This window comes from Sphingopyxis sp. Geo48, assembly GCF_949769155.1.
Classification (GTDB): domain Bacteria; phylum Pseudomonadota; class Alphaproteobacteria; order Sphingomonadales; family Sphingomonadaceae; genus Sphingopyxis.
Genome location: NZ_CATKPA010000007.1, coordinates 43,417 through 70,000 on the forward strand (window position 1 = coordinate 43,417; position 26,584 = coordinate 70,000).

At 64.9% G+C, this 26,584-nt stretch carries 22 protein-coding genes, 1 tRNA gene and 2 rRNA genes (1 of these 25 cut by a window edge); 12 read left to right on the forward strand and 13 right to left on the reverse strand.

Going from position 1 to position 26,584, the window contains the following annotated elements:
• Window positions 1–40 precede the first annotated feature (40 nt).
• On the reverse strand, window positions 41–1,642 hold the full coding sequence (locus QOL79_RS17645; protein ID WP_058454999.1) for a phosphoenolpyruvate carboxykinase: 1,602 nt from the start codon (window positions 1,640–1,642) through the stop codon (window positions 41–43).
• Window positions 1,643–1,889: 247 nt separating this feature from the next.
• Here QOL79_RS17645 and QOL79_RS17650 point away from each other — a divergent pair, with 247 nt between their 5' ends.
• The 8 genes from QOL79_RS17650 to QOL79_RS17685 all read left to right on the forward strand — a co-directional run bounded on the left by QOL79_RS17650 (window position 1,890) and on the right by QOL79_RS17685 (window position 8,041).
• Complete coding sequence (locus QOL79_RS17650; RefSeq protein ID WP_058454998.1) at window positions 1,890–2,600, forward strand: response regulator transcription factor; 711 nt, start codon at window positions 1,890–1,892, stop codon at window positions 2,598–2,600.
• Complete coding sequence (locus QOL79_RS17655) at window positions 2,590–4,194, forward strand: sensor histidine kinase (protein WP_283420298.1); 1,605 nt, start codon at window positions 2,590–2,592, stop codon at window positions 4,192–4,194. Before QOL79_RS17650 ends, QOL79_RS17655 begins: the two co-directional genes overlap by 11 nt.
• 55 nt (window positions 4,195–4,249) lie before the next feature.
• Complete coding sequence (locus tag QOL79_RS17660) at window positions 4,250–4,696, forward strand: HPr kinase/phosphorylase (protein ID WP_058454996.1); 447 nt, start codon at window positions 4,250–4,252, stop codon at window positions 4,694–4,696.
• Window positions 4,693–5,634 (forward strand): RNase adapter RapZ, encoded by a 942-nt coding sequence (gene rapZ, locus QOL79_RS17665; protein ID WP_283420299.1) that lies wholly within the window; start codon window positions 4,693–4,695, stop codon window positions 5,632–5,634. Before QOL79_RS17660 ends, rapZ begins: the two co-directional genes overlap by 4 nt.
• Before the next feature lie 14 nt (window positions 5,635–5,648).
• Entirely contained in the window at window positions 5,649–6,077 is a 429-nt protein-coding gene (locus QOL79_RS17670; protein WP_058454994.1) for a PTS sugar transporter subunit IIA, read from the forward strand.
• On the forward strand, window positions 6,074–6,352 hold the full coding sequence (locus QOL79_RS17675; protein WP_058454993.1) for an HPr family phosphocarrier protein: 279 nt from the start codon (window positions 6,074–6,076) through the stop codon (window positions 6,350–6,352). Before QOL79_RS17670 ends, QOL79_RS17675 begins: the two co-directional genes overlap by 4 nt.
• A 4-nt stretch (window positions 6,353–6,356) precedes the next feature.
• Window positions 6,357–7,175, forward strand: a complete 819-nt coding sequence (locus tag QOL79_RS17680) for a TrmH family RNA methyltransferase (protein WP_283420300.1) — start codon at window positions 6,357–6,359, stop codon at window positions 7,173–7,175.
• Window positions 7,176–7,246: 71 nt separating this feature from the next.
• Complete coding sequence (locus QOL79_RS17685; protein WP_283420301.1) at window positions 7,247–8,041, forward strand: META domain-containing protein; 795 nt, start codon at window positions 7,247–7,249, stop codon at window positions 8,039–8,041.
• 32 nt (window positions 8,042–8,073) lie between these two features.
• On the opposite strand, the gene QOL79_RS17690 is transcribed toward QOL79_RS17685, so the two are convergent.
• The 5 genes from QOL79_RS17690 to QOL79_RS17710 are packed head-to-tail and all read right to left on the reverse strand — an operon-like array spanning window position 8,074 to window position 11,584.
• Entirely contained in the window at window positions 8,074–9,429 is a 1,356-nt protein-coding gene (locus QOL79_RS17690; protein WP_283420302.1) for a DNA recombination protein RmuC, read from the reverse strand.
• 50 nt (window positions 9,430–9,479) lie between these two features.
• Window positions 9,480–9,923, reverse strand: a complete 444-nt coding sequence (locus tag QOL79_RS17695; protein WP_283420303.1) for a PH domain-containing protein — start codon at window positions 9,921–9,923, stop codon at window positions 9,480–9,482.
• A gap of 27 nt (window positions 9,924–9,950) precedes the next feature.
• On the reverse strand, window positions 9,951–10,526 hold the full coding sequence (locus QOL79_RS17700; RefSeq protein WP_282948845.1) for a hypothetical protein: 576 nt from the start codon (window positions 10,524–10,526) through the stop codon (window positions 9,951–9,953).
• Entirely contained in the window at window positions 10,523–11,020 is a 498-nt protein-coding gene (locus tag QOL79_RS17705) for a hypothetical protein (RefSeq protein WP_058454988.1), read from the reverse strand. Before QOL79_RS17705 ends, QOL79_RS17700 begins: the two co-directional genes overlap by 4 nt.
• A 6-nt stretch (window positions 11,021–11,026) precedes the next feature.
• The gene (locus QOL79_RS17710; RefSeq protein WP_283420304.1) at window positions 11,027–11,584 is read right to left on the reverse strand and encodes a copper chaperone PCu(A)C; all 558 of its coding nucleotides are present in this window, start codon (window positions 11,582–11,584) and stop codon (window positions 11,027–11,029) included.
• A gap of 154 nt (window positions 11,585–11,738) precedes the next feature.
• Here QOL79_RS17710 and dnaK point away from each other — a divergent pair, with 154 nt between their 5' ends.
• Together dnaK and dnaJ are read left to right on the forward strand one after the other, a co-directional pair.
• The gene (dnaK, locus tag QOL79_RS17715) at window positions 11,739–13,643 is read left to right on the forward strand and encodes a molecular chaperone DnaK (RefSeq protein WP_283420305.1); all 1,905 of its coding nucleotides are present in this window, start codon (window positions 11,739–11,741) and stop codon (window positions 13,641–13,643) included.
• A 57-nt stretch (window positions 13,644–13,700) separates the two neighbouring features.
• Window positions 13,701–14,837: a molecular chaperone DnaJ gene (gene dnaJ / locus QOL79_RS17720; RefSeq protein WP_283420306.1), complete on the forward strand. Its 1,137-nt coding sequence runs from the start codon at window positions 13,701–13,703 to the stop codon at window positions 14,835–14,837.
• A 116-nt stretch (window positions 14,838–14,953) separates the two neighbouring features.
• On the opposite strand, the gene QOL79_RS17725 is transcribed toward dnaJ, so the two are convergent.
• From QOL79_RS17725 to QOL79_RS17735, 3 genes are all read right to left on the reverse strand, one after another.
• A complete protein-coding gene (locus QOL79_RS17725) occupies window positions 14,954–17,260 on the reverse strand; it encodes a patatin-like protein (protein WP_283420307.1) in 2,307 nt (768 codons plus the stop codon).
• A 326-nt stretch (window positions 17,261–17,586) separates the two neighbouring features.
• Window positions 17,587–17,976, reverse strand: a complete 390-nt coding sequence (locus QOL79_RS17730; protein ID WP_058454983.1) for a bactofilin family protein — start codon at window positions 17,974–17,976, stop codon at window positions 17,587–17,589.
• A gap of 1 nt (window position 17,977) precedes the next feature.
• Window positions 17,978–19,177 (reverse strand): M23 family metallopeptidase, encoded by a 1,200-nt coding sequence (locus tag QOL79_RS17735; RefSeq protein WP_231729086.1) that lies wholly within the window; start codon window positions 19,175–19,177, stop codon window positions 17,978–17,980.
• 240 nt (window positions 19,178–19,417) lie between these two features.
• On the opposite strand from QOL79_RS17735, the gene QOL79_RS17740 reads away from it, so the two are divergent.
• Window positions 19,418–20,815, forward strand: a complete 1,398-nt coding sequence (locus QOL79_RS17740; RefSeq protein WP_283420308.1) for a methyltransferase family protein — start codon at window positions 19,418–19,420, stop codon at window positions 20,813–20,815.
• 39 nt (window positions 20,816–20,854) lie between these two features.
• Here QOL79_RS17740 and QOL79_RS17745 read toward each other — a convergent pair whose 3' ends face one another.
• The gene (locus QOL79_RS17745) at window positions 20,855–23,197 is read right to left on the reverse strand and encodes a TonB-dependent receptor (RefSeq protein ID WP_283420309.1); all 2,343 of its coding nucleotides are present in this window, start codon (window positions 23,195–23,197) and stop codon (window positions 20,855–20,857) included.
• Here QOL79_RS17745 and QOL79_RS17750 point away from each other — a divergent pair.
• Window positions 23,196–23,525 (forward strand): hypothetical protein, encoded by a 330-nt coding sequence (locus tag QOL79_RS17750; protein ID WP_283420310.1) that lies wholly within the window; start codon window positions 23,196–23,198, stop codon window positions 23,523–23,525. The two genes, QOL79_RS17745 and QOL79_RS17750, sit on opposite strands and share 2 nt — an antisense overlap.
• Window positions 23,526–23,632: 107 nt before the next feature.
• Here the strand turns inward: QOL79_RS17750 and QOL79_RS17755 are convergent.
• From QOL79_RS17755 to QOL79_RS17765, 3 genes are all read right to left on the reverse strand, one after another.
• Window positions 23,633–23,709, reverse strand: a tRNA-Met gene (locus tag QOL79_RS17755).
• 113 nt (window positions 23,710–23,822) lie between these two features.
• Window positions 23,823–23,937: ribosomal RNA gene (rrf, locus tag QOL79_RS17760) — 5S ribosomal RNA — on the reverse strand.
• A gap of 115 nt (window positions 23,938–24,052) precedes the next feature.
• Window positions 24,053–26,584 (reverse strand): 23S ribosomal RNA (locus QOL79_RS17765) (it continues 259 nt past the right edge of the window).

Sequence of the window (26,584 nt, forward strand, 5' to 3'; positions counted from 1 at the left end):
GTCCTTCCGGGTGATGGAGCACCCGGAAGATCCGGGCTGATTATGCTGCGACGGCCGCCTGCGGCGCGGCCTGACGGACGCCTTCGTCGACATGCTCGGCAAATTGCTCGAAATTGTCGATGAATTGCCCGACCAGCGTTTGGGCGGTGCGGTCATAGGCGGCCTTGTCGGCCCAGGCTTCGCGCGGGTCGAGCAGCGCGCTGTCGACGCCCGGAACCGCAACCGGCACCATGAAACCGAAGTTCGGGTCCTTGCGGAACTCGGCGTCGTTCAGGCTGCCGTCGAGCGCGGCATTGAGCAGCGCGCGCGTCGCCTTGATCGGCATGCGCTTGATGCCGTCCATCGTCGCCATGCCGCCGGTCCAGCCGGTGTTGACCAGCCAGCACTGCACCCCGCCCTTGGCGATGCGTTCCTTGAGGAGATTGCCATAGACCGACGGGTGGCGCGGCATGAAGGGCGCACCGAAGCAGGTCGAGAAGGTCGCTTCGGGCTCGGTCACGCCGATCTCGGTCCCCGCGACGCGCGCGGTATAGCCCGAAAGGAAGTGGTACATCGCCTGATCGGGGGTCAGCTTCGCGATCGGAGGCAGCACGCCATAGGCGTCGGCGGTCAGCATGATCACCGTCTTCGGTACCGGACCCATGTTCTTTTCCGACGTGTTCGGAATGAAGTCGATGGGGTACGAGCCGCGGCTGTTCTCCGCGAGCGTTGCGTCGTCGAAGTCGAGTTCGCGCGTCTCGGGGTCCATCACGACATTTTCGAGCACCGTGCCGAAGCGCTTGGTCGTCGCGAAAATCTCGGGCTCGGCCTCGGGCGAGAGGCGGATCATCTTGGCGTAGCAGCCGCCCTCGAAATTGAAGACCGCGGTGTCGGACCAGCCATGCTCGTCGTCGCCGATCAGCGTGCGCGACGCGTCGGCCGACAAGGTCGTCTTGCCGGTGCCGCTGAGGCCGAAGAAGACCGCCGTGTCGCCATTGGGACCGATATTCGCCGAGCAGTGCATCGGCATCACGCCCTTTACGGGGAGCAGATAGTTGAGGATGCCGAACACCGACTTCTTCATCTCGCCGGCATACTGCGTGCCGCCGATCAGGATCAGCTTTTCGGTGAAGTTCACCGCGATCACCGTTTCGGTTCGCGTGCCGTGCTTTGCGGGGTCGGCGCGGAAGCTCGGCAGGTCGACGATCGTATATTCGGCCACGAACGCCGCGAGCTCCGCCGCGGTCGGGCGGCAGAGCAGGGTGCGGATGAACTGGCTGTGCCAGGCGAATTCGGTGATGACCTGCACGCCGACGCGATGCTCGGGCTGCGAACCGCCGAACAGCTGCTGACGATAAAGCCGCGGGCGATCGGCAAGGTGCGCAAAGAAGTCAGCCTTCAGCGCCGCAAAATGCTCGGGCGTCATCGGGACGTTGGTCTTGCCCCACCAGATGGTGCCCCGCGTCTCGTCGTCCTGGACGATGAACTTGTCCTTGGCGCTGCGCCCGGTGTGCTTGCCGGTCTGGACGACCAGCGGGCCATCCTTGGCGAGCAGGCCCTCGCCGCCCCGGATTGCTTCCTCGATCAACGCCGAGGTGCCAAGGTTTTCGGCTACGTCGGCCTTCGTGTCGACGGTGTCGGTGCCGATCGCAAGCTTCGTCATTTTTCTCGCCTCTCCTCTGTCCCGACCGCACCTTATGCATAGGTATGCAGGGCATGCCATGCGAAAGCGTTGGGCCCGCATGACCATGGGGTGCCGACGGATACGTCGATTCCGAAATCCCGGCCGCGTTAGCGAGGATGAGGGCCGAGGTCAAAAGATTAAAGGGTAAATAACCGGCCGGTCGGGCCCGGTTGTCGCTCGGCCCCTTATCGGCTAATCGCTCGTTGGTCCGCCCAATGGAAAGAGCATGACGGCAACCATCGCGCTGGTCGACGACGACCGCAATATCCTGCAATCCCTGTCGATCGCGCTGCAGGCCGAAGGCTTTGTCGTGCGCGTCTATTCGGACGGCGAGGCGGCGCTGAAGCCGCTGATCGACAATCCGCCCGATCTTGCCGTGTTCGACGTCAAGATGCCGCGCATGGACGGCCTCGAACTGCTGCGGCGCCTCCGCGAGAAAAGCCAGCTTCCGGTGATCTTCCTGACCAGCAAGGACGACGAGATCGACGAAGCGCTGGGTCTCGCGATGGGCGCCGACGATTATATCGCCAAGCCCTTCTCGCAGCGGCTGGTGATTGCGCGCATCCGGGCGATCCTGCGCCGCGTCGAGCTCAACCGTGCGTCGCCGAGCGAGGATGAGGAACCCGTCGCCGATCCGATCAGCCGCGGCCGGCTGACGATGGACCCGGCGCGCCACAAGGTGAGCTGGGACGGCAAGGACGTCACCCTGACCGTCACCGAATTCCTGATCCTGGAAACGCTGGCGTCGCGCCCCGGCATCGTGCGCAGCCGCAACCAGTTGATGGACGCGGCCTATCAGGACGATGTCTATATCGACGACCGGACGATCGACAGCCACATCAAGCGGCTGCGCCGGAAATTCCGCGAGGTCGACCCCGAATTCGACGCCATCGCGACCCTGTACGGGGCGGGCTACCGCTTTTCCGATGACGGCTGACAGCAAGCGCCCCGAGGGCAGCCTTGCCGAGCAGGAAGAGGCACCGCTCGTCTGGTCGGCGCGCTGGTCGCTGACGACGCGCATCCTTGCGGTCAACATCCTTGCGATCATCCTGTTCGGCGGCGGCTTCTTCTACCTCGACACCTATCGCACCCGCCTTGTCGACACCCGCATGGACGTGATGGCCGACCAGCTCGCGCAGCTCGACGAGGCGCTCGAGGCGGCCCGCCCCGACCAGCGCCAGCGTCTGATCGAAAGCTTCACCCGCGCGACCGAATCGCGGCTGCGCTTCTATGCGCCCGGCGGCGCCAAGCTGTCGGACAGTTTCACGACCGGTGCGCCGACCTACACGCTGCGCGACCCCGATCTGCAGCCATGGAAGCGCGATGCCGCGCGGGCGATGGACCGCGGCATCGACTGGATCGTCGGCGCGCCGACCTATCCCGATTTCGAGGAGCCGCGAATTGATGTGGGCGGGGCCTGGCCCGAGGTCGTCGAAGCCTTCCGCACCGGCAAGGCGAGCAGCCGCTTCCGCTACGCCCCCGAACGCACCCCGCTGCTCAGCGCGGCGCGCGTCGTCGACCTCGAAACACCCGAGGTGATGATGATGACGCTCAACGCACGCGACATCACCCGCACCGTCCGCGCCGAGCGCCTGCGGCTCGCGATCGTCGTCTCGATGGTGCTGATCACCTCGGTCCTTCTTTCGCTGTTCCTCGCGCGCACGATCGTCCGCCCCTTGCGGCGGCTTGCGCGCGCCGCCGTGCGCGTCCGGCTGGGCCGCGCGCGCGAGGTCGTCGTCCCGCGCCTGCCGAGCCGGCGCGACGAGATCGGCACGCTCGCGCGCGCGTTGTCGGACATGACGCAGGCGCTGCGCGAACGCATCGACGCGGGCGAGCATTTCGCGGCCGACGTGACGCACGAGCTCAAGAATCCGATCGCGTCGGTCCGCTCGGCGATCGAGGGACTCGGACGCGTCACGACCGACGCGCAGCGCGAGCAACTGCTCGCCATCGCCGACGAGGATGTCCGCCGCCTCGACCGGCTCGTCACCGACATCAGCGATGCGAGCCGCATCGACGCGCAGCTCTCGCGCACCCTGTTCGAGCCGATCGACATCGGATTGATGATCGAATCGATGCTCGCGGGCCGCGCCGCGCGGGCGCGGAACGCGCCGAACCCCCGCATTGCCTTCGCCCGCCCGCGCAAGGGCACGACGACGGTGATGGGCGACGGCCATCGCCTCGAACGTGCGATCGACAATGTCATCGACAATGCGATCAGCTTCTCTCCCGATGCGGGCCTCGTCTGTATCGCGGCGACGAGGCTCGGCGACGAGGTGCATATTCGCGTCGACGACGACGGCCCGGGGATCGACCCCGACCAGCGCGAGGCCATCTTTCGCCGATTTCACAGCGAAAGGCCGCGCGACGAAGCATTCGGCAAGCATAGCGGACTGGGGCTGGCGATTGCCCGGACGATCATCGAGGGGCACCAGGGAACGATTTCCGCGCGCGACCGCGACGACGGCAAGCGCGGCGCGAGCCTGCTGATCACCCTGCCCGCGCGCGAACGATCGGAAGAGCAGGGTTAACGCTCGCCGCCCCATCTTCCTTGCAGCGGCGTAACATCGCCGTTAAGCCCCGGTGATGTTCCCGAGCCGGACCAAGCCCGAGATCCAGAATATCCACGCCAGCTGCGTCGCGGCGGGCAGTGGTGGGGTGCTGATCCTCGGCAATTCGGGACAGGGCAAGTCCGACCTCGCGCTGCGGCTGATCGACAAGGGAGCGCGGCTGGTCGCCGACGACCGCTGCGATATCTGGTACGACCGCGAGCGGCTGTGGTGCCGCCCGCCCGAAGCGCTTGCCGGCAAGCTCGAGGTACGCGGGATCGGCATCGTCGAAAAGCCGTGGACCGCGCCGGTGCCGCTCGCACTCGCGGTGCGGCTGAGCGACCGCTACGACCGCATGCCCGCGGTGGGTCAGGTCGAGATGGTCGCGGGCCATCCGCTTCCCGCGCTGCTGCTCTCGGCCTTCGAAGCCTCCGCCCCGATCAAGATCCTGCTCGCGCTGGAACGGCTGGCTCCCGAGCGATGACCGCCGCCGCCGCAGAGCCGCGCCTGCTCCTCGTCACGGGACTCTCGGGCGCGGGCAAGTCGACCGCGCTCAAGGTGCTCGAAGATCTGGGCTGGGAGGTCGTCGACAATCTGCCGCTCGCGCTGCTCGATGCGCTGATCGAGGCACCGGTAAAGCGCAGCGAGGCGCATCGGCCGATCGCGGTCGGGATCGACAGCCGCAGCCGCGGCTTTCGGCCCGCGCTGCTCGTCAAACAGATCAAGGAATTGCGCGAGAACGGCGGCCGCGATGTCCAGACCCTGTTCCTCGACTGCGCCGGCGCCGAGCTCGAACGCCGTTTCTCCGAAACGCGTCGCCGCCATCCGATGGCCGAGGATCGCCCCGCCGCCGACGGCATCGCGCGCGAACGCGAGATGATGGAGCCGCTCCGCCGCTGGGCCGAGCATGTCGTCGACACCACCAACTACAGCAGCAACGACCTGCAACAGGAGGTCCGCCAGCGGTTCGGGGACACCGAAGAGGGCGCGCCGGTCCTCAATGTGCTGAGCTTCGGCTTCGCGCGCGGCCTGCCGCGCAACGCCGACCTGGTGTTCGACATGCGCTATCTGCGCAACCCGCACTGGGATCCGACGCTCAAGCCCGGCACCGGGCTCGACGCCGATGTCGCGGCCTATGTGATGGCCGATCCTGCCTATGCCGACAGCGTCGCGCAGATCGAAAGGCTGATCCTGACCCTGCTGCCGCGCTACCGCGCCGAGGGCAAAAGCTATGTCACCATCGCCTTCGGCTGCACCGGCGGACGCCACCGGTCGGTCCATGTCGCATCGCGTGTTGCCCAAACGCTACGCGAGTCCGGTTATGAGCCAGTGCTGACCCACCGCAATCTTGACTCGGCGCCGCAAGATGGGCTTGAGGGCAAGCCCCCGCCCGCAGCTCCCGCGGCCGTCGGCAACAGATAAGGGTCTCGCATTCCATGCCCACCGACAAAGCACTGCCGCTCCTCGGGATGGTCCTCGTGACCCACGGCCGGCTGGCCGAGGAAATGGTGACCGCGATGGAGCATGTCGTCGGCCCGCAGCGCGCGATCGCCACCGTCTGCATCGGCCCCAACGACAATATGGAGATGCGCCGCAAGGAAATCGCCGACGCGATTCGCAACGTCGATGAGGGGCGCGGCGTGATCATGCTGACCGACCTGTTCGGCGGCACGCCGTCGAACCTCGCGATCAGCCTGCTCGAAAGCGGCCGAACCGAGGTGATCGCGGGCGTCAACCTGCCGATGCTGATCCGGCTCGAAAGCGCGCGCAAGACGATGGACCTGCGCGCCGCGGTGACCGCAGCGAGAGAAGCGGGCCAGAAATATATCTCCGTCGCATCGGAGATGCTGGGAGTGGGGCCATGAGCGAAGCCAGCGAAACGGTCGAGATCACCAACCAGCGGGGACTCCACGCGCGCGCGAGCGCGAAGTTCGTGACCTTCGTCAGCCGCCTGCCCGACACCGTGTCGGTCGAGGTCGAGAAGGGCGGATCGCGCGTCAACGGCACCTCGATCATGGGGCTGATGATGCTTGGCGCCGCGAAGGGCGACAGCATCACGATCCACACCCGCGGCGACGGCGCCGATGCCGCGCTGCTGAAGCTCGTCGGGCTGGTCAAGGACAGCTTCGGCGAGGATTGATCCCATGGCGACCGGTCGCCGCAGCCGCATCGAAAGCCTTTCCAACCCGCTGGTCAAGCGGATGCGCCTGCTGCGCGAGAAGCGGCACCGCCGCGCCGAGGGGCTGTTCCTGGCCGAGGGGCTGCGCATCGCGACCGAGGCACGCGAGGCAGGCGTGCTGCCGCAATGGCTGTTCCTCGCCGAGGAAGGCGCCGCGCATCCGCTCGCACGGGCGCTGGTCGCGGCGACGCTCGCGAACAGCGGCGAGGTGATCGACACGACGCCCGCCATCCTCTCCAAACTGTCGGGCAAGGACAATGCGCAGACGATCGTCGGCATCTATGCCGAACCGGAAGCCGCGCTGACCGACCTCGACCGCACCGCTGCGCCGATCTGGCTCGTCGCCGAGCGGCTGCGCGATCCGGGCAATCTCGGCACGATGCTGCGCACCGGCGATGCGGTCGGCGCGGGCGGGCTGATCCTGCTCGACGAATCGACCGATCCGTGGGCGGTCGAGGCGGTCCGCGCGAGCATGGGGGCGATTTTCACCCAGCGCCTTGTGCAGGCACGCTGGGAGGAATTCCTGCCCTGGCTGCGCAGCGGTCCTGGCCAGCTGGTGGCGACCTGGCTCGGCGACGATACGCAGGATTATCAGGCGGTGCGCTATGCGGCCCCGACCTTCATCCTCATCGGCAATGAATCGCAGGGAATGCCGGAGGACTATGCCGCGGCCGCCGACGTGCGCGTGAAGATGCCGATGATGGGCAAGGCCGACAGCCTGAACGCCGCGGTCGCGGCCGCGGTCATGGCCTATGAGGTGCTGAACCAGCGGCGGACGCATTAGCGCCGGTTCATCGTCGAGACACGCGCGCCGATTTAGGGCATATTCGTCATGCCGAACGTGTTTCAGCATCCATGACCCGCGCCCCCGTTCAGCGTCACGCCAAGGAAATGGTCGCGCCATGGACCCTGAACCAGGTTCAGGGTGACGAGAATGGAAAGGCCGCCCCCACGATGCGTATGTTGCCGCTGCTCGCTCTGTCCGCCCTCACTGCCTGCGCACCCGTCGCCGAGCCGCCGCAGGGTCCGAAGCCCGCCGCCTATTTCGCGCTCGGCACCGAGCCCGGCTGGACGCTCGAGATCACCCCCGAACGGCTTGGTTACAACGGCGACTATGGCGAGACGAAGATCGCCGTCGCCAACCCCGGTGCGCGCCCGAGTTTCAATGGCGAGCGCTATGTCACCGACCGACTGACGGTCGACGTCACGCACGCGACATGCAGCGACGGGATGAGCGACCGCCGCTATCGCGACACGGTGACGGTCACCGCCGACGGCAAGACGGTGAAGGGTTGCGGCGGCGGCATCCTGCCGCCCGGCGAACTGGCGGGGACGCGCTGGACCTTCGTGTCGATCGGCGGCGCGCCGGTAGCGGACGACCGCCCGACCTCGCTGCAATTCGACGGCGAGCGGCTCAGCGGCAGCGCGGGGTGCAACCGCTTTTCCGGCAGCTACAAGGTCGAAGGCCGCACACTGACCGCAGGGCCGCTGATGGCGACGAAAATGGCGTGCCCCGGTGCGGGCATGATGCAGGAAAGCGCCTTCTTCGCCCTGATGCGCGGCCCGGTTACCCTGAGCTTCCCGAGCGACGGCACGCTGGAAATCACCGAAGCCGATGGGCAGACGGCAGTATTGAAGCGCGCGATCTGAGCATCGCCCGCGCACAGGCGGGGGCGACGGTGCTACTGGCTCGCGTCGTTCACTGCGGCTGGAGCGCTGGCTAGCTTCGCCAGCGGGCGCGCGGTCTGTTCGGCGACGGGAAGCGGGGCGATTTCCCTGTCGCCGGTCTCGACATCGAGCGCCTCGAAACGCTTCGCCTGCGTCAGCACCTGAGATTCAAAGCTGCCGACGAAGGCGTTATACGCGCCGGTCGCCTGATCGAGGTTCTTGCCGACGCGCGCGATGTGCGATCCCATCACCGACATGCGCGCATAGAGTTCCTTGCCCAGCGCCGCGATCTCGCGCGCCTGTCCCGCGAGCTTTTCCTGCCGCCACACCGCCGCGACGGTGCGCGCGATCGCGATCAGGTTGGTCGGGGTCGCGAGCAGCACCTTGCGCTCGAACGCATAGTCCCAGAGCTCGTGATCCTGATCGAGCGCGGCGGCAAGAAAATGCTCGCCGGGGACGAACATCACGACGAAGTCGGGGGTGTCGTCGAACTGGTTCCAGTAGGATTTGGCGCCGAGCGTGTTGACATGCGCCTTCATCGCCGCGGCGTGCGCGGCGAGATGCACCGCCTTCTCACTCTCGTCGACCGCGCCGAACGCATCCTGATAGGCGTTGAGCGACACCTTGGCGTCGATGACGAGGCTCTGCCCGCCGGGCACCTTCACGACGACGTCGGGGCGCAGCCGCCCGCCGTCGCCGTCGGCAACGCTGACCTCGGTCTGGAAATCGGCATGTTCTGAAAGCCCACAGCTTTCGAGGACGTTGCGCAGTTGCTGCTCGCCCCAGCGCCCGCGCGCCTTGGGGGCGTTGCGAAGCGCGTTGACGAGCTTCGCCGCCTCGCTCGACACGCGCTCGGTGCCCTCGCGCATCGCGGCGATCTGACCGTGGAGCAGCCCGAAGGCGTCGCGGCGCTCGGCCTCGACCTTGCCCACCGCTTCCTCATATTTCTGCAGCCGCTCGTGGACCGGCGACAGCAAAGCCTTGAGGTTCTGCCCCGCCGTCTCCTCGCTCTGCTTGAAGCGCTGCTCGGCGCGCTCGAGGAACGCCTTTTGCGCTTCGCCGAGCATCGCCTGCCCGACTTCGCGGAACTGCGCGGTGAGCGCCGTCTGCGCGTCGCGAAGCTGGGCGATCTGCGCCTCGTGCGCCTCCTCGCGGGCGCGCTGTTCGGCAAGCAGCGACGCGAGTTTGAGGTCCGCCGCCTTGCGCGCCTCGGCCTCGGCCGCCAGATCGGTCACCGCCGCCTTGAATCGCTCGGACAATCCATCACGCTCGGCCTTGAGCGCCCCCGCCTGCCGCCCGGCGAGCAGCCAGCCGATCAGGCCGCCGAGACAGAGAGCGGCAAGGGCGATGACGAGCGCGGTGATATCCATGCGCGGAACATAGATCGAACACCGCCCTTCTGGCTAGCGCTAAAATCCCCTCAGAGGAGATCGCTCGCGACGTCGAGTTCGCGCACGCGGCGCTTCTGCCGCGCCGCATCGACGAGCCGGCGCAGTTCCTCGCGCCGTTCGGCCGCGCGGTCGATATACGGCATCACAAGTGCGCCCTCGCGTGTCGTCTCGTCGGACGAATCGATGCTGATCGTCCCGATTCCCGCCCATTGATTGATCAGCGTGAAATCCATGCGCACGTCCTTCACCCGATAGAGTTCGATCTCGTCGACGCTTTTGACGAAAATCCCCTTGCGCAGGATCAGCCGGTCCTCGGTCAGCTCATAGGTCATGTCGAGATTGCGGATCCACTGGACGAGGATGATCAGGAAGCCGACCCCGACGAGGCAGAGCAGCAGGGTCAGCCAGCCGACGAGCGTGCCGCGCAGCCAGCCCCAGGTCGAGGAACGGAAGCGATCGAGAACTTCGGGCATATGCACCTCCCCCATGATCAGATTGGCCTAAACGATCAGATTGGCAACAATATAGCGCGCGATCAGCAGCGACAGGATCGCGATACTCGCGCGCCGCCCTTTCACCCCCATCGCCGCCACGACGAGCGCGACGAAGAGCAGCGTCATCCCGAGCGGAAACGGCCGAAACAGCAGCCGCGACAGGTCGGGATGATTGAGGAAATAGGCGAGTTGCGCGCCCAGCAGCACAAGCAGCAGGCCGAACACCAGTCGGCGCACGCGGAAATAATGGGTATCCAGATTGGCAAACCCCTCGGGATGCGAGGGAAAAACGAGTCGCGCCGCGAGAAAATAGAGGCCGGCGAAAGCCACCACCGCCATCAGCGCGGTCGACGATACGACGACATCCGCCTTCACGCGCCATGCCGAGGCCCAGAAGGACAGCAGGTCGAGCATCACGAACACCGCGAGGAGCGGCGTCAGCCACCCGATCGCGAACCGCTCCTTCTCGGCCTCCGCCGTGAACCGCGCCTCGAGCGCGCGCCCGAGCCCGCCGAGCAGCTCGACCATCGAGAGGCCGAGAAGCAGGCTGTAGAGCGCGAAGACGAACTCGAAATCGCTCACGCTCCCGCTCCCCACTCGGCCGGCAGGATCGCGCGATAGGATTGGGCGTCGGGCGCGCCACCGACAAGCCGGCCCTGCGTCAGAAGCCAGTAGTGCCGGACGATCTCGGCCTGCTGCTCCAGCCCGTAACGTTCGAGCGGCCAGCCGGGTTTGAGGCTGTAATCATAGGTCGCGAACGGATGCCGCATCAGCACCAGATACCAGCGCCCGCGCCGCTGCGCCTGCCAGACATGCGTCATTTCGTGAAGAAATAGCCCTTTGGCCTGCAATTCCGCGTCGCGCCCGCCCGCCGGGCAGGAGAAATCGTCGCAATATACGCCGCCCTTGGGGTGGAAATGCAAATCGCCCATCGGCGCCATCACGATGCGGCGCGGCTGGAAGAATATCCATTTGTAGCGGCGCACGCGCACGCGCGCGTAATCGATCGCATCGCCGAAAACCGTCCGGGCGAGCGCGATTTCACCAGTCGTAAGGGGTCGCGACGGCCGCGCCACCCGCGCTTATTTCTTCGCCGCGTCCGCAGCCGGCTCTTCAGCCCCCATCGTGCCATGGCCCATCTTGCTATGGTCCATCGCCATCCCCTCATCGCCCCCGGCCGCCGACGCCTGCTTGATCGGCAGGTCGAAGAGGATGCGTTCGTTATTGTTGTTGGTGAACACGAATGCCATCGGCAGCTTGCCCGCGCGCACCGCGGCGGGGTTGATGTTCCAGATCATCAGATGCTTGCCGCCGGGCTTGAACTGCAGCTTGCCTTCGGCGGGCACATCGGCGCTCATCAGCGGCTTCATCGTCACCACGCCATTTTCCTTGACGCTCTCGTGCATTTCGACGCGCTGCGCGAGGTCGGCGGTCACCGCCATCAGTTTTACATCGCGCGGCCCGCCGGTGACCGTGAAATACCCAACCGCCGGTCGGTCGGGCGTCGCGCCCAGCTGGATATAGCCGCCGACCACATTGAGCTGCGGTCCGGCGCCCAGATTCTCCTTGCACCCGGTCAGCGTGAGCGCGGCGGCGCCAAGGGCTGCACCGATCAAAGCGCGGCGTGCGAAGGGCTTCATCGTTCTGGGACTCCCGAAATGCGTCAATTTTCATCGTCCAGATAAGCCGTCAAAGCCCTTGTGCCAAGCTAAAGCGCACCTATATCGCCCACAACATTTCCATGTGAGGCGTGCCTTTTGAGGGCGCCCAAGAAGCAACAAGGACGTTGATAATATGGCCAAAGTGATCGGGATCGACCTCGGCACCACGAACAGCTGCGTCGCGGTGATGGAAGGCGGGAAGCCCAAGGTTATCGAAAATGTCGAAGGCACGCGCACGACGCCGTCGATCGTCGCCTTCGCAAAGGATGGCGAGCGCCTCATCGGCCAGCCGGCAAAGCGCCAGGCCGTCACCAACCCCGAGAACACGATTTTTGCGGTGAAGCGCCTCATCGGCCGCCGCTTCGACGACCCCATGACCAAGAAGGACATGGAACTCGTCCCCTATACGATCGTCAAGGGCACCAACGGCGACGCGTGGGTCAAGGCGGGCGGCGAGGATTATTCGCCGTCGCAGATCAGCGCCTATATCCTCCAGAAGATGAAGGAAACCGCCGAGGCCTATCTCGGCGAAAAGGTCGAGCAGGCGGTCATCACCGTTCCCGCTTACTTCAACGACGCCCAGCGTCAGGCGACCAAGGACGCCGGCAAGATTGCGGGCCTCGAAGTGCTGCGCATCATCAACGAGCCGACCGCGGCCGCGCTCGCCTATGGCCTCGACAAGACCGAGAACAAGACGATCGCCGTCTATGACCTTGGCGGCGGCACCTTCGACATCTCGATTCTCGAGGTGGGCGACGGCGTGTTCGAGGTGAAGTCGACCAACGGCGACACCTTCCTCGGCGGCGAGGATTTCGACAGCAAGATCGTCGAATATCTCGCCGACACCTTCAAGAAGGACGAGGGCATCGACCTGCGTTCGGACAAGCTCGCGCTGCAGCGTCTGAAGGAAGCCGCCGAAAAGGCGAAGATCGAACTGTCGTCGGCCGCGACGACCGAGGTCAACCTGCCCTTCATCACCGCCGACGCCAACGGGCCGAAGCACCTGGTGAAGACGATCACCCGCGCCGACCTGGAAAAGCTGGTCGAGGATCTGATCAAGCGCACGCTCGAACCCTGCAAGAAGGCGATCAAGGACGCCGGCGTTTCGGCGAGCGAGATCGACGAGGTCGTGCTCGTCGGCGGCATGACGCGCATGCCGCGCGTCCGCGACGTCGTGAAGGATTTCTTCGGCAAGGAACCGCACACCGGCGTGAACCCCGACGAAGTCGTCGCGATCGGCGCCGCGATCCAGGCGGGCGTGCTGCAGGGCGACGTCAAGGACGTGCTGCTGCTCGACGTGACCCCGCTGTCGCTCGGCATCGAGACGCTGGGCGGCGTGTTCACGCGCATGATCGACCGCAACACCACGATCCCGACGAAGAAGTCGCAAGTCTACTCGACCGCCGACGACAACCAGTCGGCGGTGACGATCCGCGTCTTCCAGGGCGAACGCGAAATGGCCGCCGACAACAAGATGCTCGGCCAGTTCGACCTCGTCGGCATCCCGCCGGCGCCGCGCGGCGTGCCGCAGATCGAGGTGACCTTCGACATCGACGCCAACGGCATCGTGTCGGTCCACGCCAAGGACAAGGGCACGGGCAAGGAACAGCAGATCAAGATCCAGGCCTCGGGCGGGCTCAGCGACGCCGACATCGACCAGATGGTCAAGGACGCCGAGCAGTTTGCCGAAGAGGATAAGAAGCGCCGTGAGGCGGCCGAGGCGAAGAACAACGCCGAAAGCCTGATCCACACGACCGAACGCCAGCTCGAAGAGCACGCCGACAAGGTCGACCCCGGCCTCAAGGGCGAGATCGAGGCGGCGATCGCCGAAGCCAAGACGGCCGTCGAAGGCGGCGACAGCGCCGCGATGACCGAAAAGGCGCAGGCGCTCGCGCAGGTCGCGATGAAGCTGGGCCAGGCGATCTACGAGAAGGAACAGCAGGCCGCGGCATCGCCCGCCGCCGACGCTGGCGAGCAGAAGGCCGACGAAGATGTCGTCGATGCCGAATTCTCGGAAGTCGAAGACGACAAGAAGTAAGCAGGAAACTCTCCCCGCCGCGTCCCTTGGGCGCGGCGGGGATGACGGGGTCAGAGAATGTCGCTCGACATCGATTATTACGAATTGCTCGAAGTCGAGCGCAACGCCGACGACAAGACGCTGAAGTCGGCGTACCGCAAGCTCGCGATGCAATATCACCCCGACAAGAATCCGGGGTGCGGCGACAGCGAAGCGCGGTTCAAGGCGATCAACGAAGCCTATGACTGTCTGAAGGACCCGCAGAAGCGCGCCGCCTATGACCGGTTCGGCAAGGCGGCGTTCCAGAACGGCGGGCCCGGCGGCGGCTTCGGCGGCAATGCCTCCGATTTCGGCGACATCGGCGATATTTTCGAATCGATTTTCGGTTCGGCCTTTGGTGGCGGCGGGCGCCAGCAGCGCGGTCCCGCGCGCGGCGCCGACCTGCGCTACGACATGGAGATCAAGCTCGAAGACGCCTTCGCCGGCTGCGAGCGCGAGATTCAGGTCGACGTCGCCGCGCGCTGCGAGGCATGCGACGGCTCGGGCGCCAAGCCCGGCACCCGGACCAATCGCTGCTCGACCTGCGCCGGCCACGGCAAGGTCCGCGCGCAGCAGGGCTTCTTCATGGTCGAACGCACCTGCCCGACCTGTCAGGGCGCGGGCGAGGTCATCGCCGACCCCTGCAATACATGCCATGGCGAAGGCCGCGTCGACCGGCGCAAGACGCTGACCGTCACCATCCCGCCGGGGGTCGACGAGGGAACGCGGATCCGCCTGTCGGGTGAAGGCGAAAGCGGCGCGCGCGGTGCGGCGCCCGGCGACCTCTACATCTTCCTCCACATGGCGCGGCACAAGGTTTTCGAGCGCGAGGGCACGACGCTGTTCACGCGCGCGCCGATCAGCTTCACCACCGCAGCGCTCGGCGGGTCGATCACCATCCCCGGGCTCGACGGCAAGAAGCACGACATCGCCATTCCCGCGGGCATCCAGTCGGGCAAGCAGCTCCGCCAGCGCGGCGCGGGGATGCCAGTGCTCAACGGCCGGGGTACCGGCGACCTCGTCGTCCAGATCGACGTCGAGACACCGACGAAGCTCAGCGCGCGGCAGAAGGAATTGCTCTGCGAGTTCCGCGAGACCGAGACGGGTGAGGAATGCCCCGCGAGCCAGGGTTTCTTCGGGCGCATCAAGGAAATGTGGGACGATCTGACGGAGTGATCCGGCCCTGTCGTCAACATACCAAACATCGTCATTCCCGCAAAAGCGGGAACCCAGGGGCAGAGTAGGCCGATGCGCGCTCTGCGACCCCGCGTTCGCGGCGATGACGAACCCATCTAACCGATTTCCACCCGCAGCTCGTCGATCAGCGCCTTCACCTGCGGCAGCCGGCTTTCCTCCTCGTCGAGGATCGCATGGAAGGCGCGGCGCTTGATCGCCGCCAGTTCCTCCGCGCTCAAGGCGCCCGCCACGCTGCTCGCGACGATATCGACCAGCCGGTCGGCGCCGTGGAGCCGCCCCCACAGATAGTCATTCTCGCGGTATGCGCGGCTGAAAAAGGCGCCGAAGCTGTTGAATTCGATCCCCTTCAGCATCGCCCCCGCCCCGCCGGTGCGGATGGCGGTCGCGTCCGACGGCGAGATACGATCGACCTTGATCGGATCGAACTCGTCGAACCCCTCGCCCTGCAACAGCGGCAGGGTCGCGATGTCGTAAAAGGGGTAGCCGAGGTAGGCGAGCAGCATCTTGCGCCGGTCGTCCTTGGGGAGCTGCGCGAGCCCTTCAGCGACCAGATTATCGGCCTCGGCATCGGCGCCGATCAGGTCGCGGCGCGCGCCGATCGCGTCGATCCATGCCGCCGCACCGGCGTCGGCGGGCATGTCGACCTCGGACAGCCAGTCATCGCCCTCGCGCTCGACATATTGGCCCAGCGCCGCATAGATCGCGTCGCGCATCGCATCGCACGCCGGGTCGCGCGCCTCGCGCTTCGCCTCGACGACGCGGTCGAGCTCGCGCGCGAGAAAGCGCAAGCGGCGGATACGGAACCCCAGGTCGTGGGTGCGGAAAAACACCACCGCGTCGTCGCTTGCGCCCAGCCCGCGCCGTCCCGACAGCCGGTCGAGCCCGCGCGCCCGCACCTCGTCCCACAGCGCGTTGCGGCGATTGCGCTGGTGGATGTCGCCCTCGGGCGGCGCGAGCCGGTCGACCGTGCCGACCAGTTCCTCGACCACCGCCGACAGTTTGAGATGGCCATAAGGCGCATAAGCGAAGCCTGCGCGCGCCGAGGCCTGATCCTGCGCCTTCGCGCGCCATTTCTGCAACCGCGCGGGGGTCGGCGTGTCGAGGAAGAAGGTGGTGCCGAACAGCGCCGCGACCTGTTCCTCGACCTCGACCTTCATCGCGTCGATGATATACTGCATCCGCCGGATGCGACGTGACATGCCCTCGATCGCCTCGACATTGTCGCGAATCGGCTGTTCGCGCGGAATTTCGGACAGCGCGCCGAGGATCGTCGACGTGAAGCCCGGAAGCTTCTTCTCCTCCCCCGCCGTTGCCTCGCCGGGCTTGCCGAAGCTGATCGAGCGGTAGTCGGGCTTGGGATCGATATAGACGAAGCGCCGGTCGATCTCGCGCCGCGCCGGCCGCTGCTTGAGCGCGGCGATCGCGGGGCGGAAGGGTGCGTTGGCAAGCACCGATCCGTCGATCAGCACGCGGTCGGCAGGATCGGCCTCGCCGCCTGCGGGAAGTTGCGCGCGGATGAAGGTGTCGCGGCCGGACCATTCGATGCCGCGCTTGTCCAGCACGCGGTCGAGCTCGCGCAAGGTGAAGGGCGGGAAGGCGCCCGGAAAGCTCGCGGTCGCCCGCGCCGCCGCGGCGAGCGCGGGGACATCGTCCAGCCCCTCGGGCGCTTTCGGATCCTGCCGGAAATGGATCACCAGCCGGTGCTCCTGCTCGGTCACGCGCGGCGGGCTGTTCAACGACAGGGGGGTGCTGTGCCCCGCAAAATCGGTGACCGAGACGAACAGGTCGACCGGCTGGCCCGTGGGCACCAGCGACGGCCCGACCGGCCCGCTGTCCATCGCATCGAACGCATCGAGCAGCAGGTTCGAGAAAGTCTCGCCGCCGAAGGGCGGTTCGAACCAGCGCGCACGCACGAAGCGCGACAGCTTGGCGCGCACCTCCTCCTGCGCGCCCTCGCCGACCGTCCGGTCGATCACGTTGCCGCGCCGCTTCATCGCCCAGCCCGCGATCGGCACTGCCCAGAATTTGGTCGCCGCCGACAGCGGCCGCGCGTCGGGGTCTAGCAGATAATCGACGTCGGCATCCTTCAGCCACAGCTCGGTCAGCGGATCGAGCGACTGGCCCGTCGCGATCGCCCGGGCGAGGAAGATGCCATTGATCCCGCCCGCGCTCGCCCCCGCGACGATGTCGGCCATAACCCGCAGCCTGACCCCGCCGCGCTCGCCGAGCGCGGTGAGCAACTCGCCATAGACGCGCCCCGAACCCTGCTGCGGCCGCCCCTCATGAAAGGCGCGCGACGCCGCCGCGAGCCGCCAGACCTCTTTGGTAATGCCGTGCATATAGACGGCGAGGCTGATGCCGCCGTAGCAAATCAGGGCGAAGCGCAGTTCCTTTTCCCGCATCGCGACAATGATAGCGCGCTTTGGGGGGCGCCGTCACCTTTTCAGACGGAATGACGGAAACCGGACGTCGGCTGCCACTGGCGCCGATCTGGATCGAATAGCCGGTTGCGACCGAAAGCTGACCTATCTTTCATCGTCACCCTGAACTCGTTTCAGGGTCCATGGTCTGCCGTTTCCTTCAACGCAGCGGCCGATGAGAGGTCGGCCCATGGATGCTGAAACAAGTTCAGCATGACGAGCTTGGGGCGACCGCTTCCCACCCCAAAGCCGTCCTTCGCAAAAAGCCCGGCAAGGCCCGCGACCGGCGCTGGCCGGGCGGCTCGGGATCAGGCGCCGACCGACTTGTTCTCGACCACTTCGAGCGGCGGCGGCGACTTCACCGCGCCGGCGCGGCGGTGCGAGAGCTTGCCCTCGACCTTGCCGCCGTTTTCGATCGTGATCGTTTCATAGGTGACGTCGCCGGTGATCCGCGCGGTGGCATGGACGATCAGCGTCTTGGCCTCGATCGATCCGTCGAGCAGGCCCGCGATCTTCGCGGTATCGGCGATCACCGCGCCCTTGATCTCGCTCGCCTCGCCCTGCACCAGGTTGGCGCATTTGAGGTCGCCGTCGATCTTGCCGTCGACGTGCAGGTCGACGCTGGCCGAGACGTTGCCGGTGATGACCACGTCCGATCCGAGGACCGAAAAGGTGGTGTGACGCGCGCCGGTAGCCATCTTAGCTGGCAGTGCGGCTGGCAGCGAGGGCGCCGACCCGCTGTCGGGCGTCGTCTTTGACTTCAAGAACATCGGCTTTGGCCTCCAGGAAGCGGCGCGGGTTGACCGCGACCCCGTTCAAACGAACTTCGAAATGCAGGTGGCTGCCGGTCGAACGCCCGGTCGAGCCCATCTTGGCGATCTGCTGACCCGCGGCGACCTGCGCACCCACCGCGGTGTTGAAACCCGACAGGTGCGCGTAGCGGGTCAGGATGCCCTGGCCGTGATCGACCTCGACGACATTGCCATACCCCGACTTCTGCCCGACGAAGACGACGCGGCCGGGGGCGGCGGCGAGGATCGGGGTGCCGAGCGGCCCGGGGAAATCGAGCCCGGCGTGCATCGCGCCGGCGCCGGTGAAGGGGTCGCTGCGATAGCCGAAGCTCGACGAGAGCATCAGCACGTCGGCAGGCTTGCCCGAGGGCACCGCGACGAGCGTGCGTTCGAGCACCTCCATGCGGAACAGCGCGCCCTCGAGCGCGGCGAACGAGGCGCCGAACGCCTTCGCCTTGCCGGTCGTGCCGCGATAGGGGATGAAGGGACCGCCGCGGCCGGACGCGGCGTTGCGGACGAGCGCCCTGGGATCGAGCCCGAGCTTTGCGACCGCGACCTCGGCTTTTGCCGCGCGCTCGTTCACCGCCGCCAGCAGGCGCGCCGCGAACCGTTCCTGACGCTTTTCGATGCGGGCGAGCGCCTGCGCCTCGGGCGGCAGGTTCGGGTCGATCGCGCTGGTTTCGAGCGTTGCGGGCTCGGCCTTCGCTTCGGTGCCGGCTTCGGGCGTCACCGCCGCGGGTTCGACGCCGAAGTGCGTCTCCGACCATTCGTCGAGCTGGTCCTGCCGCTCTTCGAGGTCGGCGGCGGTTTCGGCGACGCGGTCGCGATATTTGGCGATGCGGGCTTCGGCGGCGGTTGCCGCGGCCTTCTGCGCCGCGACTTCGGCGCGCTCGCCCGAACTCAGCATCTGGTTCGCCAGTATCGCGAGCGTCACGCCCGCCCAGGCAAGCAGCACCGCGCCGGCGATGAGCGCGACGCGCTTTTGCCAAACCGCGCTGACGCGAAGGAAACGCACGTGACCGTGCGTGCGGATGAAGATTTCATGGTCCTGAAACAGCGCCGAGACGCGCTGCCGCCAATGGCGCAGGCCCGTTAATTTCGAAGACAAGTGGCGACCCCATCTTGTTGTTCTGTGGAGCCCTCCGCCCCGCTTGGAGGGCGCCTTACCAGCGCGCGAACCCCCTTGCGAATCATTGCGGGGCGAGTCGCGCCGAGTCGAACATGACTCGCGGTGAACGGTGTCAAAGGGCGCCAATAGCGCCATTTTGGGAGGATTCAGGCCCGCGAATCGCCTGTTAACATTGACGGCTTGCTTACCATTTCGGGGTAGGGAAAGAGGGTGACCGACATGTCCGATACCCCGATCCCCGCAAGCGCAAATGCCCTTCAGGAACAGGCGCCTGCGAGCCGTCGCCGTCCGCGCTCGGCGGTCAGCGCGGGGGTCGGAATCGTCGGCCTGATCGGCCTTTTGGCGTATCTGCTCATCGCGCGCCACGCCCCGGATATCGCCGCCCTCCTTGGCGTCGACTGGGGCAACCGCGGTCCGATGAGCGGGCCCAATTCGGCGATCGTCAGCGTGCTCGCCTGCGGCGTGCCGATGGTGCTGTGGTCGCTGTTCGTCGACAAGGTGCATCGCAATCCCTCGACCGGGATCGACTGGAACCAGCGCCGCCCGTGGCGCGACACGCTCGACATCAGCCTGACCAAGCTCGCCGGGCTCTGGGCGACCTGGCTGCTGCTCGCGGGTTTCTATGCGACGATGCGCTATTATTGGGAGGGCAGCTACGCCTTTTCGATGGACCTGCTCGAGCGCGTCGTGCCGTGGCTGCTGCTGGTCTCGGTGCCCTATACGCTCTGGCTCGACCGCCGCATGGTCGAGCCGCGCGACGGCTGTTACCAGTTCGGCCGCTGGATGATCGCGCCCGGCCAGCCGGTCGACGGCCGTGCGATCGCGCATCATTTCCGCGCCTGGGCGGTGAAGGGCTTTTTCACCGCCTTCATGCTGTCGATCGTGCCGGGCAATTTCGCCGCGCTGGTCACCGTCGGGTGGAGCGACGTGCTCGCCAACCCCTATATGACCGGCATCTGGGCGATCAACATCCTCTACCTCGTCGACGTCCATATCGCGACCGTCGGCTATATACTGACGATGAAGCCGCTCGATTCGCACATCCGGACGGCGAACCCCTATTTCATGGGCTGGGTCGCGGCGCTCGTCTGCTACCCGCCCTTCATCCTGATGAACGGCGGCCCGCTCGACTATCAGGTCAACGGCGCCGACTGGGGCTATTGGCTGCAGGGGCACGACACGCTGATGGCGCTCTGGGCGGCGCTGCTGTTCGCTCTCGTTGCGGTCTATGCCTGGGCGACGATGGCGTTCGGCATCCGCTTTTCGAACCTGACGCACCGCGGCGTCATCACCCACGGCCCCTATGCCTTCACGCGCCATCCCGCCTATGTATCGAAGAATCTGAGCTGGTGGGTCGGCTCGCTCCCCTTCCTCGTCACCGCCGGAGGGCCGATCGAGGCGGTGCGCAACACGGTCCTGCTCGGGCTGGTCAGCGGGGTCTATTACTGGCGCGCCAAGACCGAGGAAAAGCATCTCCTCGCCGATCCCGCCTATCAGGCCTATTGGAACTGGGCGCAGGCGAATGCCCTGGTGCCGCGCCTGTTCGCGAAGCTGACGGGACGGGCGCGCCCGCTCATTCGCCTCGAACCCGATCCGCGCGTCGGGCCGGTCGCCTGACAGGGGCGGACGCCGTACGGCGCCCGCCCGCTCGCATCGTCAGAATTTGAACGCGGCTTCGACGCCCCAGATGCGGGGCTCGTTGACGAAGCCGGTCAGGTTGTTGAAGTCGATCCCGCCGACCGCCGAAGTGTCGTTGGTCACGTTGCGGACGAACGCGGCGAAGTCGTAATGATCGGTCTTGTACCCGACGCGCACGCCGCCCTCGAGCAGGCGCTTGTCCTGGAACTCGACCGATTCATAGAGGAAGAAGTTGATCTTCGAACGGTACGACCAGTCGGTATAGACATAGACCTCGCCGTCGCCGACCGGGACGCCATATTTGGCGGTCCAGTTCGCGATCCAGCGCGGCGACTGCGGCAGGCTGTTGCCGTCGATGTTGACGATCGCGGCCGCGAACGGCGCCGCCGGAACGACGATCGGGTCGAGCACGGTGCAGAGCGACGGATCGCCGGGCAGCAGGTCGACGCGCGTCGCGCCGCACGCCGCGGTGGTCAGGTTCGGGTCGCGGATCTCGGTATGGTTGTAGCTGAGGCCCGCGGTGAGCAGCAGCCGGTCGACCGGCATCAGTTCGACATCGAGTTCGAAGCCATAGCCGCGGACATTGTCGGCGTTGATCAGGCGGTTCGCGTTGACCCCGCCACCGACCGCGGTGAGCTGCGCATCGTTGAGGTTGTAGAGGAAGCCCGACAGGTTGATGCGGCCGCGGCCGCCCAGGACGGTCGATTTGACCCCCGCTTCATAGGAGGTGATCGTTTCCGAATCGCCGATCGTCACGCCCGATTCGAGCGGGGTGGCGGTCGCCGGCGGGAAGAGGATACGGCCCTGGATGCTCGGCGCGCGATAGCCGCGCGCGACGCGGGCATAGAGGTTGATGTCGTCGGTCGCGGCATAGGCGATGTTCGCGTCCCACGTGACATTGTTATCGCTGACGCGGCGGTTCACCGTGCCGAGCGGGTTCTGCAGGAAGTTCGGGAACTGCGTGTCCTTGCTGCGTACCACCGTATAGCGGCGCTTGTCGTCGTTGTAGCGGACGCCGCCGGTGACGCTGAGCTGGTCGGTGAGGTGATAGGTCAGCGAGCCGAAGACGCCATAGGCCTTGCTGTGCTGTTCCTGCGCGACGACGATATTGACCCCGCCGACGGCGTTGTTCGGGTCGCCGAGGGTCGAGTAATTCTCGCTGAGGATGTCGAGATCCTCGTCGAAGTAGAAGAAGCCGGCCTGATAGGAGAGCGGGCCGTTGCCATTGCTTTCGAGGCGGACTTCCTGCGTGAACTGGCGCAGCTTCGGCACGCTGTCGCGCGTTTCGGCGGTGAAGGGTATGTCGCCGGGGCCATAGAGGTTCGGCGGCAGGAAGTTGGCGCCGAAACCGCCGTCGACGTCGCCGACCGAGGTCGCGTGACCCTTCCACAGGCTGGTGACCGAGATCAGCGAGACCGGGCCGAGATCCCAGTTGACGCGCGCCGAGGCATTGCCCGTGCGCACGCGCTGTTCATTCTTGCCGTCGGTCGAGACGCGGTAGCGGTCGAAATTGTCGTTGAGCCCGGTCTCGCCGCGCGTGAAGACATTGGCGCGGAACAGCCGCGCGGTGCCGTTGAGGCGGCGGAGCTGGCCGGTGAGCAGGATTTCCAGATTGTCGGTCGGCTTGACGAGGCCCTGGAAGCGGAGCGCGAACTCGTCGAAGCCCTCGAACGCGTCCTTGGTGGCGCCGCTGGGAACGACATTGTCGACATAATCGTCCTGGCGCTGGTAGAGCCCCGACACGCGGATCGCCACCTTGTCGCCGAGCGGGCCGCCGACGGCGCCCTGCGCGTTGATCGCGTTGAAGCGGCCATAGGAAATGCGGCCGTAACCGCCGAATTCATCCTTCGGCTTCACCGAATCGAACTTGACGATGCCCGCGGGGGTGTTGCGGCCGAACAGCGTGCCCTGCGGACCGCGCAGCACTTCGACGCGCTCGATATCGAACACCGGGAAGCCCTTCAGGATCGGGTTTTCAAGAACGACATCGTCATAGACGAGGCTGACCGGCTGCGACGCGTTGAAGTCGAAATCGGTGTTGCCGAGACCGCGGATGTAGAAGCGCGGGAAGGTGCGGCCGAACGAGGATTCGACCATCAGGCTGGGCACCTTGGCCGACAGCGAGCGGACGTCCTGGCCGCCGGCGCCGATCGCGTCGAGCTTGTCGCCCGAGACCGCGGTGATCGAGATCGGCACGTCCTGCAGATTTTCTTCGCGGCGCTGCGCGGTGACGATGATCTCGCCCAGCTGGCCTTCTTCGGCGGCGGGGGCGGCGTCCTGCGCGGCGGCGGGAGCGGCCCAGCCGGCGGCGAGGATGGCGAGGACGGGGGCTATAGCGGTAGCGGAAGGAAAAAGGCGCATGGCGAGCTTCCTGAAACAGAGTGAACATTGGGAGAGCGAAAAACCAACCGCTCTTTGGCGGTCCGCGCCGCCGCGATCAATCGGCGAAGCACGGGCTGCTGACGATCATGTCAGCAGTGTTGCGCAATTGCTTCACTTTCGAGGCGAGGGGATGGCCAGCTTCGGCCGAAAGCCGCCATTTGCGGCTGATCTGGCTTCGATGACCGGTTTCGACCGCAGTGGACGTGACGCCCAAGCTAATCCGTTCGCATCGAGCGAAGTCGAGATGCCCCTCGGGCTAGGCAAGGCCGCCGGGTGTCTCGACTTCGCTCGACACGAACAGAAATAGGGGACGGTCTGGAATCCACCCCTTTTCAGACATTTCCTCGGCGATGAAGGCGCGCCCGCGCCAGACACGAAAAAGCCCGCTAACTCATCGAGAAAGCGGGCTAATTTTGGTTGCGGGAGTAGGATTTGAACCTACGACCTTCAGGTTATGAGCCTGACGAGCTACCGGGCTGCTCCATCCCGCGTCAACCAGCGGCGCTTCCCTTTCAGGACCGCCAAAAACAGCAAAAAGGCCGGCATCTCTGCCGGCCTCTAACTTTGTGAATGGGTTTCTTTTCGACCTTACGTCGGCTGCAATGCCTGGCGACGTCCTACTCTTCCAACGCTTAAGCGGTAGTACCATCGGCGCTGTCAGGTTTCACGGCCGAGTTCGAGATGGGATCGGGTGGGTCACTGACGCCATGGTCACCAAGCAATGAAGCCGGCGTAGGGTCAAAAGTCTTTCAATCGATGTCCGTGCAATACTGTCTGATCAATCATCCACTATCGCGGACAAACCCGTCAGGCTTGTCGTTGATGGCGGGACTCTAAAGTGCGAATAGAGCAATTAGTATCGGTTAGCTCCACGCGTTACCGCGCTTCTACATCCGATCTATCAACGTGGTGGTCTTCCACGGCTCTAAGAAATCTTATCTTGAGGGAGGCTTCCCGCTTAGATGCTTTCAGCGGTTATCCCGTCCATACATAGCTACCCTGCTGCGCGGCTGGCGCCACGACAGGTACACCAGAGGTATGTTCAACCCGGTCCTCTCGTACTAGGGTCAACTCCTCTCAAATTTCGACGCCCACGGCAGATAGGGACCAAACTGTCTCACGACGTTCTGAACCCAGCTCACGTACCACTTTAATTGGCGAACAGCCAAACCCTTGGGACCTGCTCCAGCCCCAGGATGTGATGAGCCGACATCGAGGTGCCAAACGATTCCGTCGATATGAGCTCTTGGGAATCATCAGCCTGTTATCCCCGGCGTACCTTTTATCCGTTGAGCGATGGCCCTTCCACTCGGGACCACCGGATCACTATGACCGACTTTCGTCTCTGCTCGACTCGTCAGTCTCGCAGTCAGGCAGGCTTATGCCATTGCACTCTAACAGACGGTTTCCAACCGTCCTGAGCCTACCATCGCGCGCCTCCGTTACTCTTTAGGAGGCGACCGCCCCAGTCAAACTACCCGCCACAGAGGGTCCCTGATCCAGTTTCATGGATCGAGGTTAGACATCAGAAAACAACAGGGTGGTATTTCACCTATGGCTCCACACCGGCTGGCGCCAGTGCTTCAAAGCCTCCCACCTATGCTACACAGTTCTTTCCTAATGCCACTCTGAAGCTGCAGTAAAGGTGCACGGGGTCTTTCCGTCTAACCGCGGGTACTCCGCATCTTCACGGAGAATTCAATTTCGCTGAGCATCTCCTGGAGACAGTGGGGAAGTCGTTACGCCATTCGTGCAGGTCGGAACTTACCCGACAAGGAATTTCGCTACCTTAGGACCGTTATAGTTACGGCCGCCGTTTACCTGGGCTTCATTTCGGAGCTTGCACCCCTCCACTTAACCTTCAGGCACCGGGCAGGCGTCAGGCCCTATACGTCGTCTTGAAGCCGACTTAGCAGAGCCCTGTGTTTTTGCTAAACAGTCGCTACCCCCTGGCCTGTGCCCCCCACAAATGGTTGCCCAAATGTGGGGCCTCCTTCTTCCGAAGGTACGGAGGCAATTTGCCGAGTTCCTTCAGGAGACTTCTCTCAAGCGCCTTGGTATACTCTACCATCCCACCTGTGTCGGTTTAGGGTACGGTCTATAATGGAGGGGCTATTTCCTGGAACCTCTTCAAAGCCTGACCAATCCAATAAGGTCAGACAATTTACGAGATCCGTCACACACCTCCAGGCCCACGAATATTAACGTGGTTCCCATCGACTACCCCCTTCGGGCTCGTCTTAGGGGCCGGCTTACCCTGCTCAGATTAGCTTTAAGCAGGAACCCTTGGGATTTCGGCGAGAGGGCATCTCACCCTCTTTATCGCTACTCATGTCTGCATTCGCACTTCCGATACCTCCACGGCCCATTACCAGACCGCTTCATCAGCCTACGGAACGCTCCGCTACCGCGTGTATTGCTACACACCCTAAGCTTCGGTGCATCACTTTAGCCCCGTTACATTTTCGCCGCAGGAACCCTTATTTAGACCAGTGAGCTGTTACGCTTTCTTTAAAGGATGGCTGCTTCTAAGCCAACCTCCTGGTTGTTTTGGGATTCCCACATGCTTTCCCACTTAGTGATGACTTGGGGACCTTAGCTGTAGGTCAGGGCTGTTTCCCTTTTGACGACGGACCTTAGCACCCGCCGTCTGTCTGCCGGATAGTACTCATGGGTATTCGGAGTTTGGTTAGAATTGGTAGATCTCGCGACCCCCGCATCCATCCAGTGCTCTACCCCCCATGGTATTCATCCGACGCTCTACCTCAATAGATTTCGCGGAGAACCAGCTATTTCCCGGTTTGATTGGCCTTTCACCCCTAAACACAACTCATCCGACAATTTTTCAACATTGAACGGTTCGGCCCTCCAGTGCGTGTTACCGCACCTTCAGCCTGGTCATGCCTAGATCACCGGGTTTCGGGTCTAATGCATCAAACTATGTCGCCCTATTCAGACTCGCTTTCGCTGCGCCTACACCTAACGGCTTAAGCTTGCTTGATACACTAAGTCACAGACCCATTATGCAAGAGGTACGCAGTCAGGCCTCAAGGGCCCTCCTACTGCTTGTAGGCGTTCGGTTTCAGGTACTGTTTCACTCCCCTCATCGGGGTGCTTTTCACCTTTCCCTCACGGTACTGGTTCACTATCGGTCATACAGGAGTACTTAGGCTTAGAGGGTGGTCCCCCTACGTTCAGACAGGATTTCACGTGTCCCGCCCTACTCAAATCCTTTGACATCACTTTCGCATACGGGGCTGTCACCCGCTATGGCCCTACTTTCCAGAAGGTTCTGCTAGTTGAATCAAAGGCATTGGCCTGGTCCGCGTTCGCTCGCCACTACTAACGGAGTCTCTGTTGATGTCC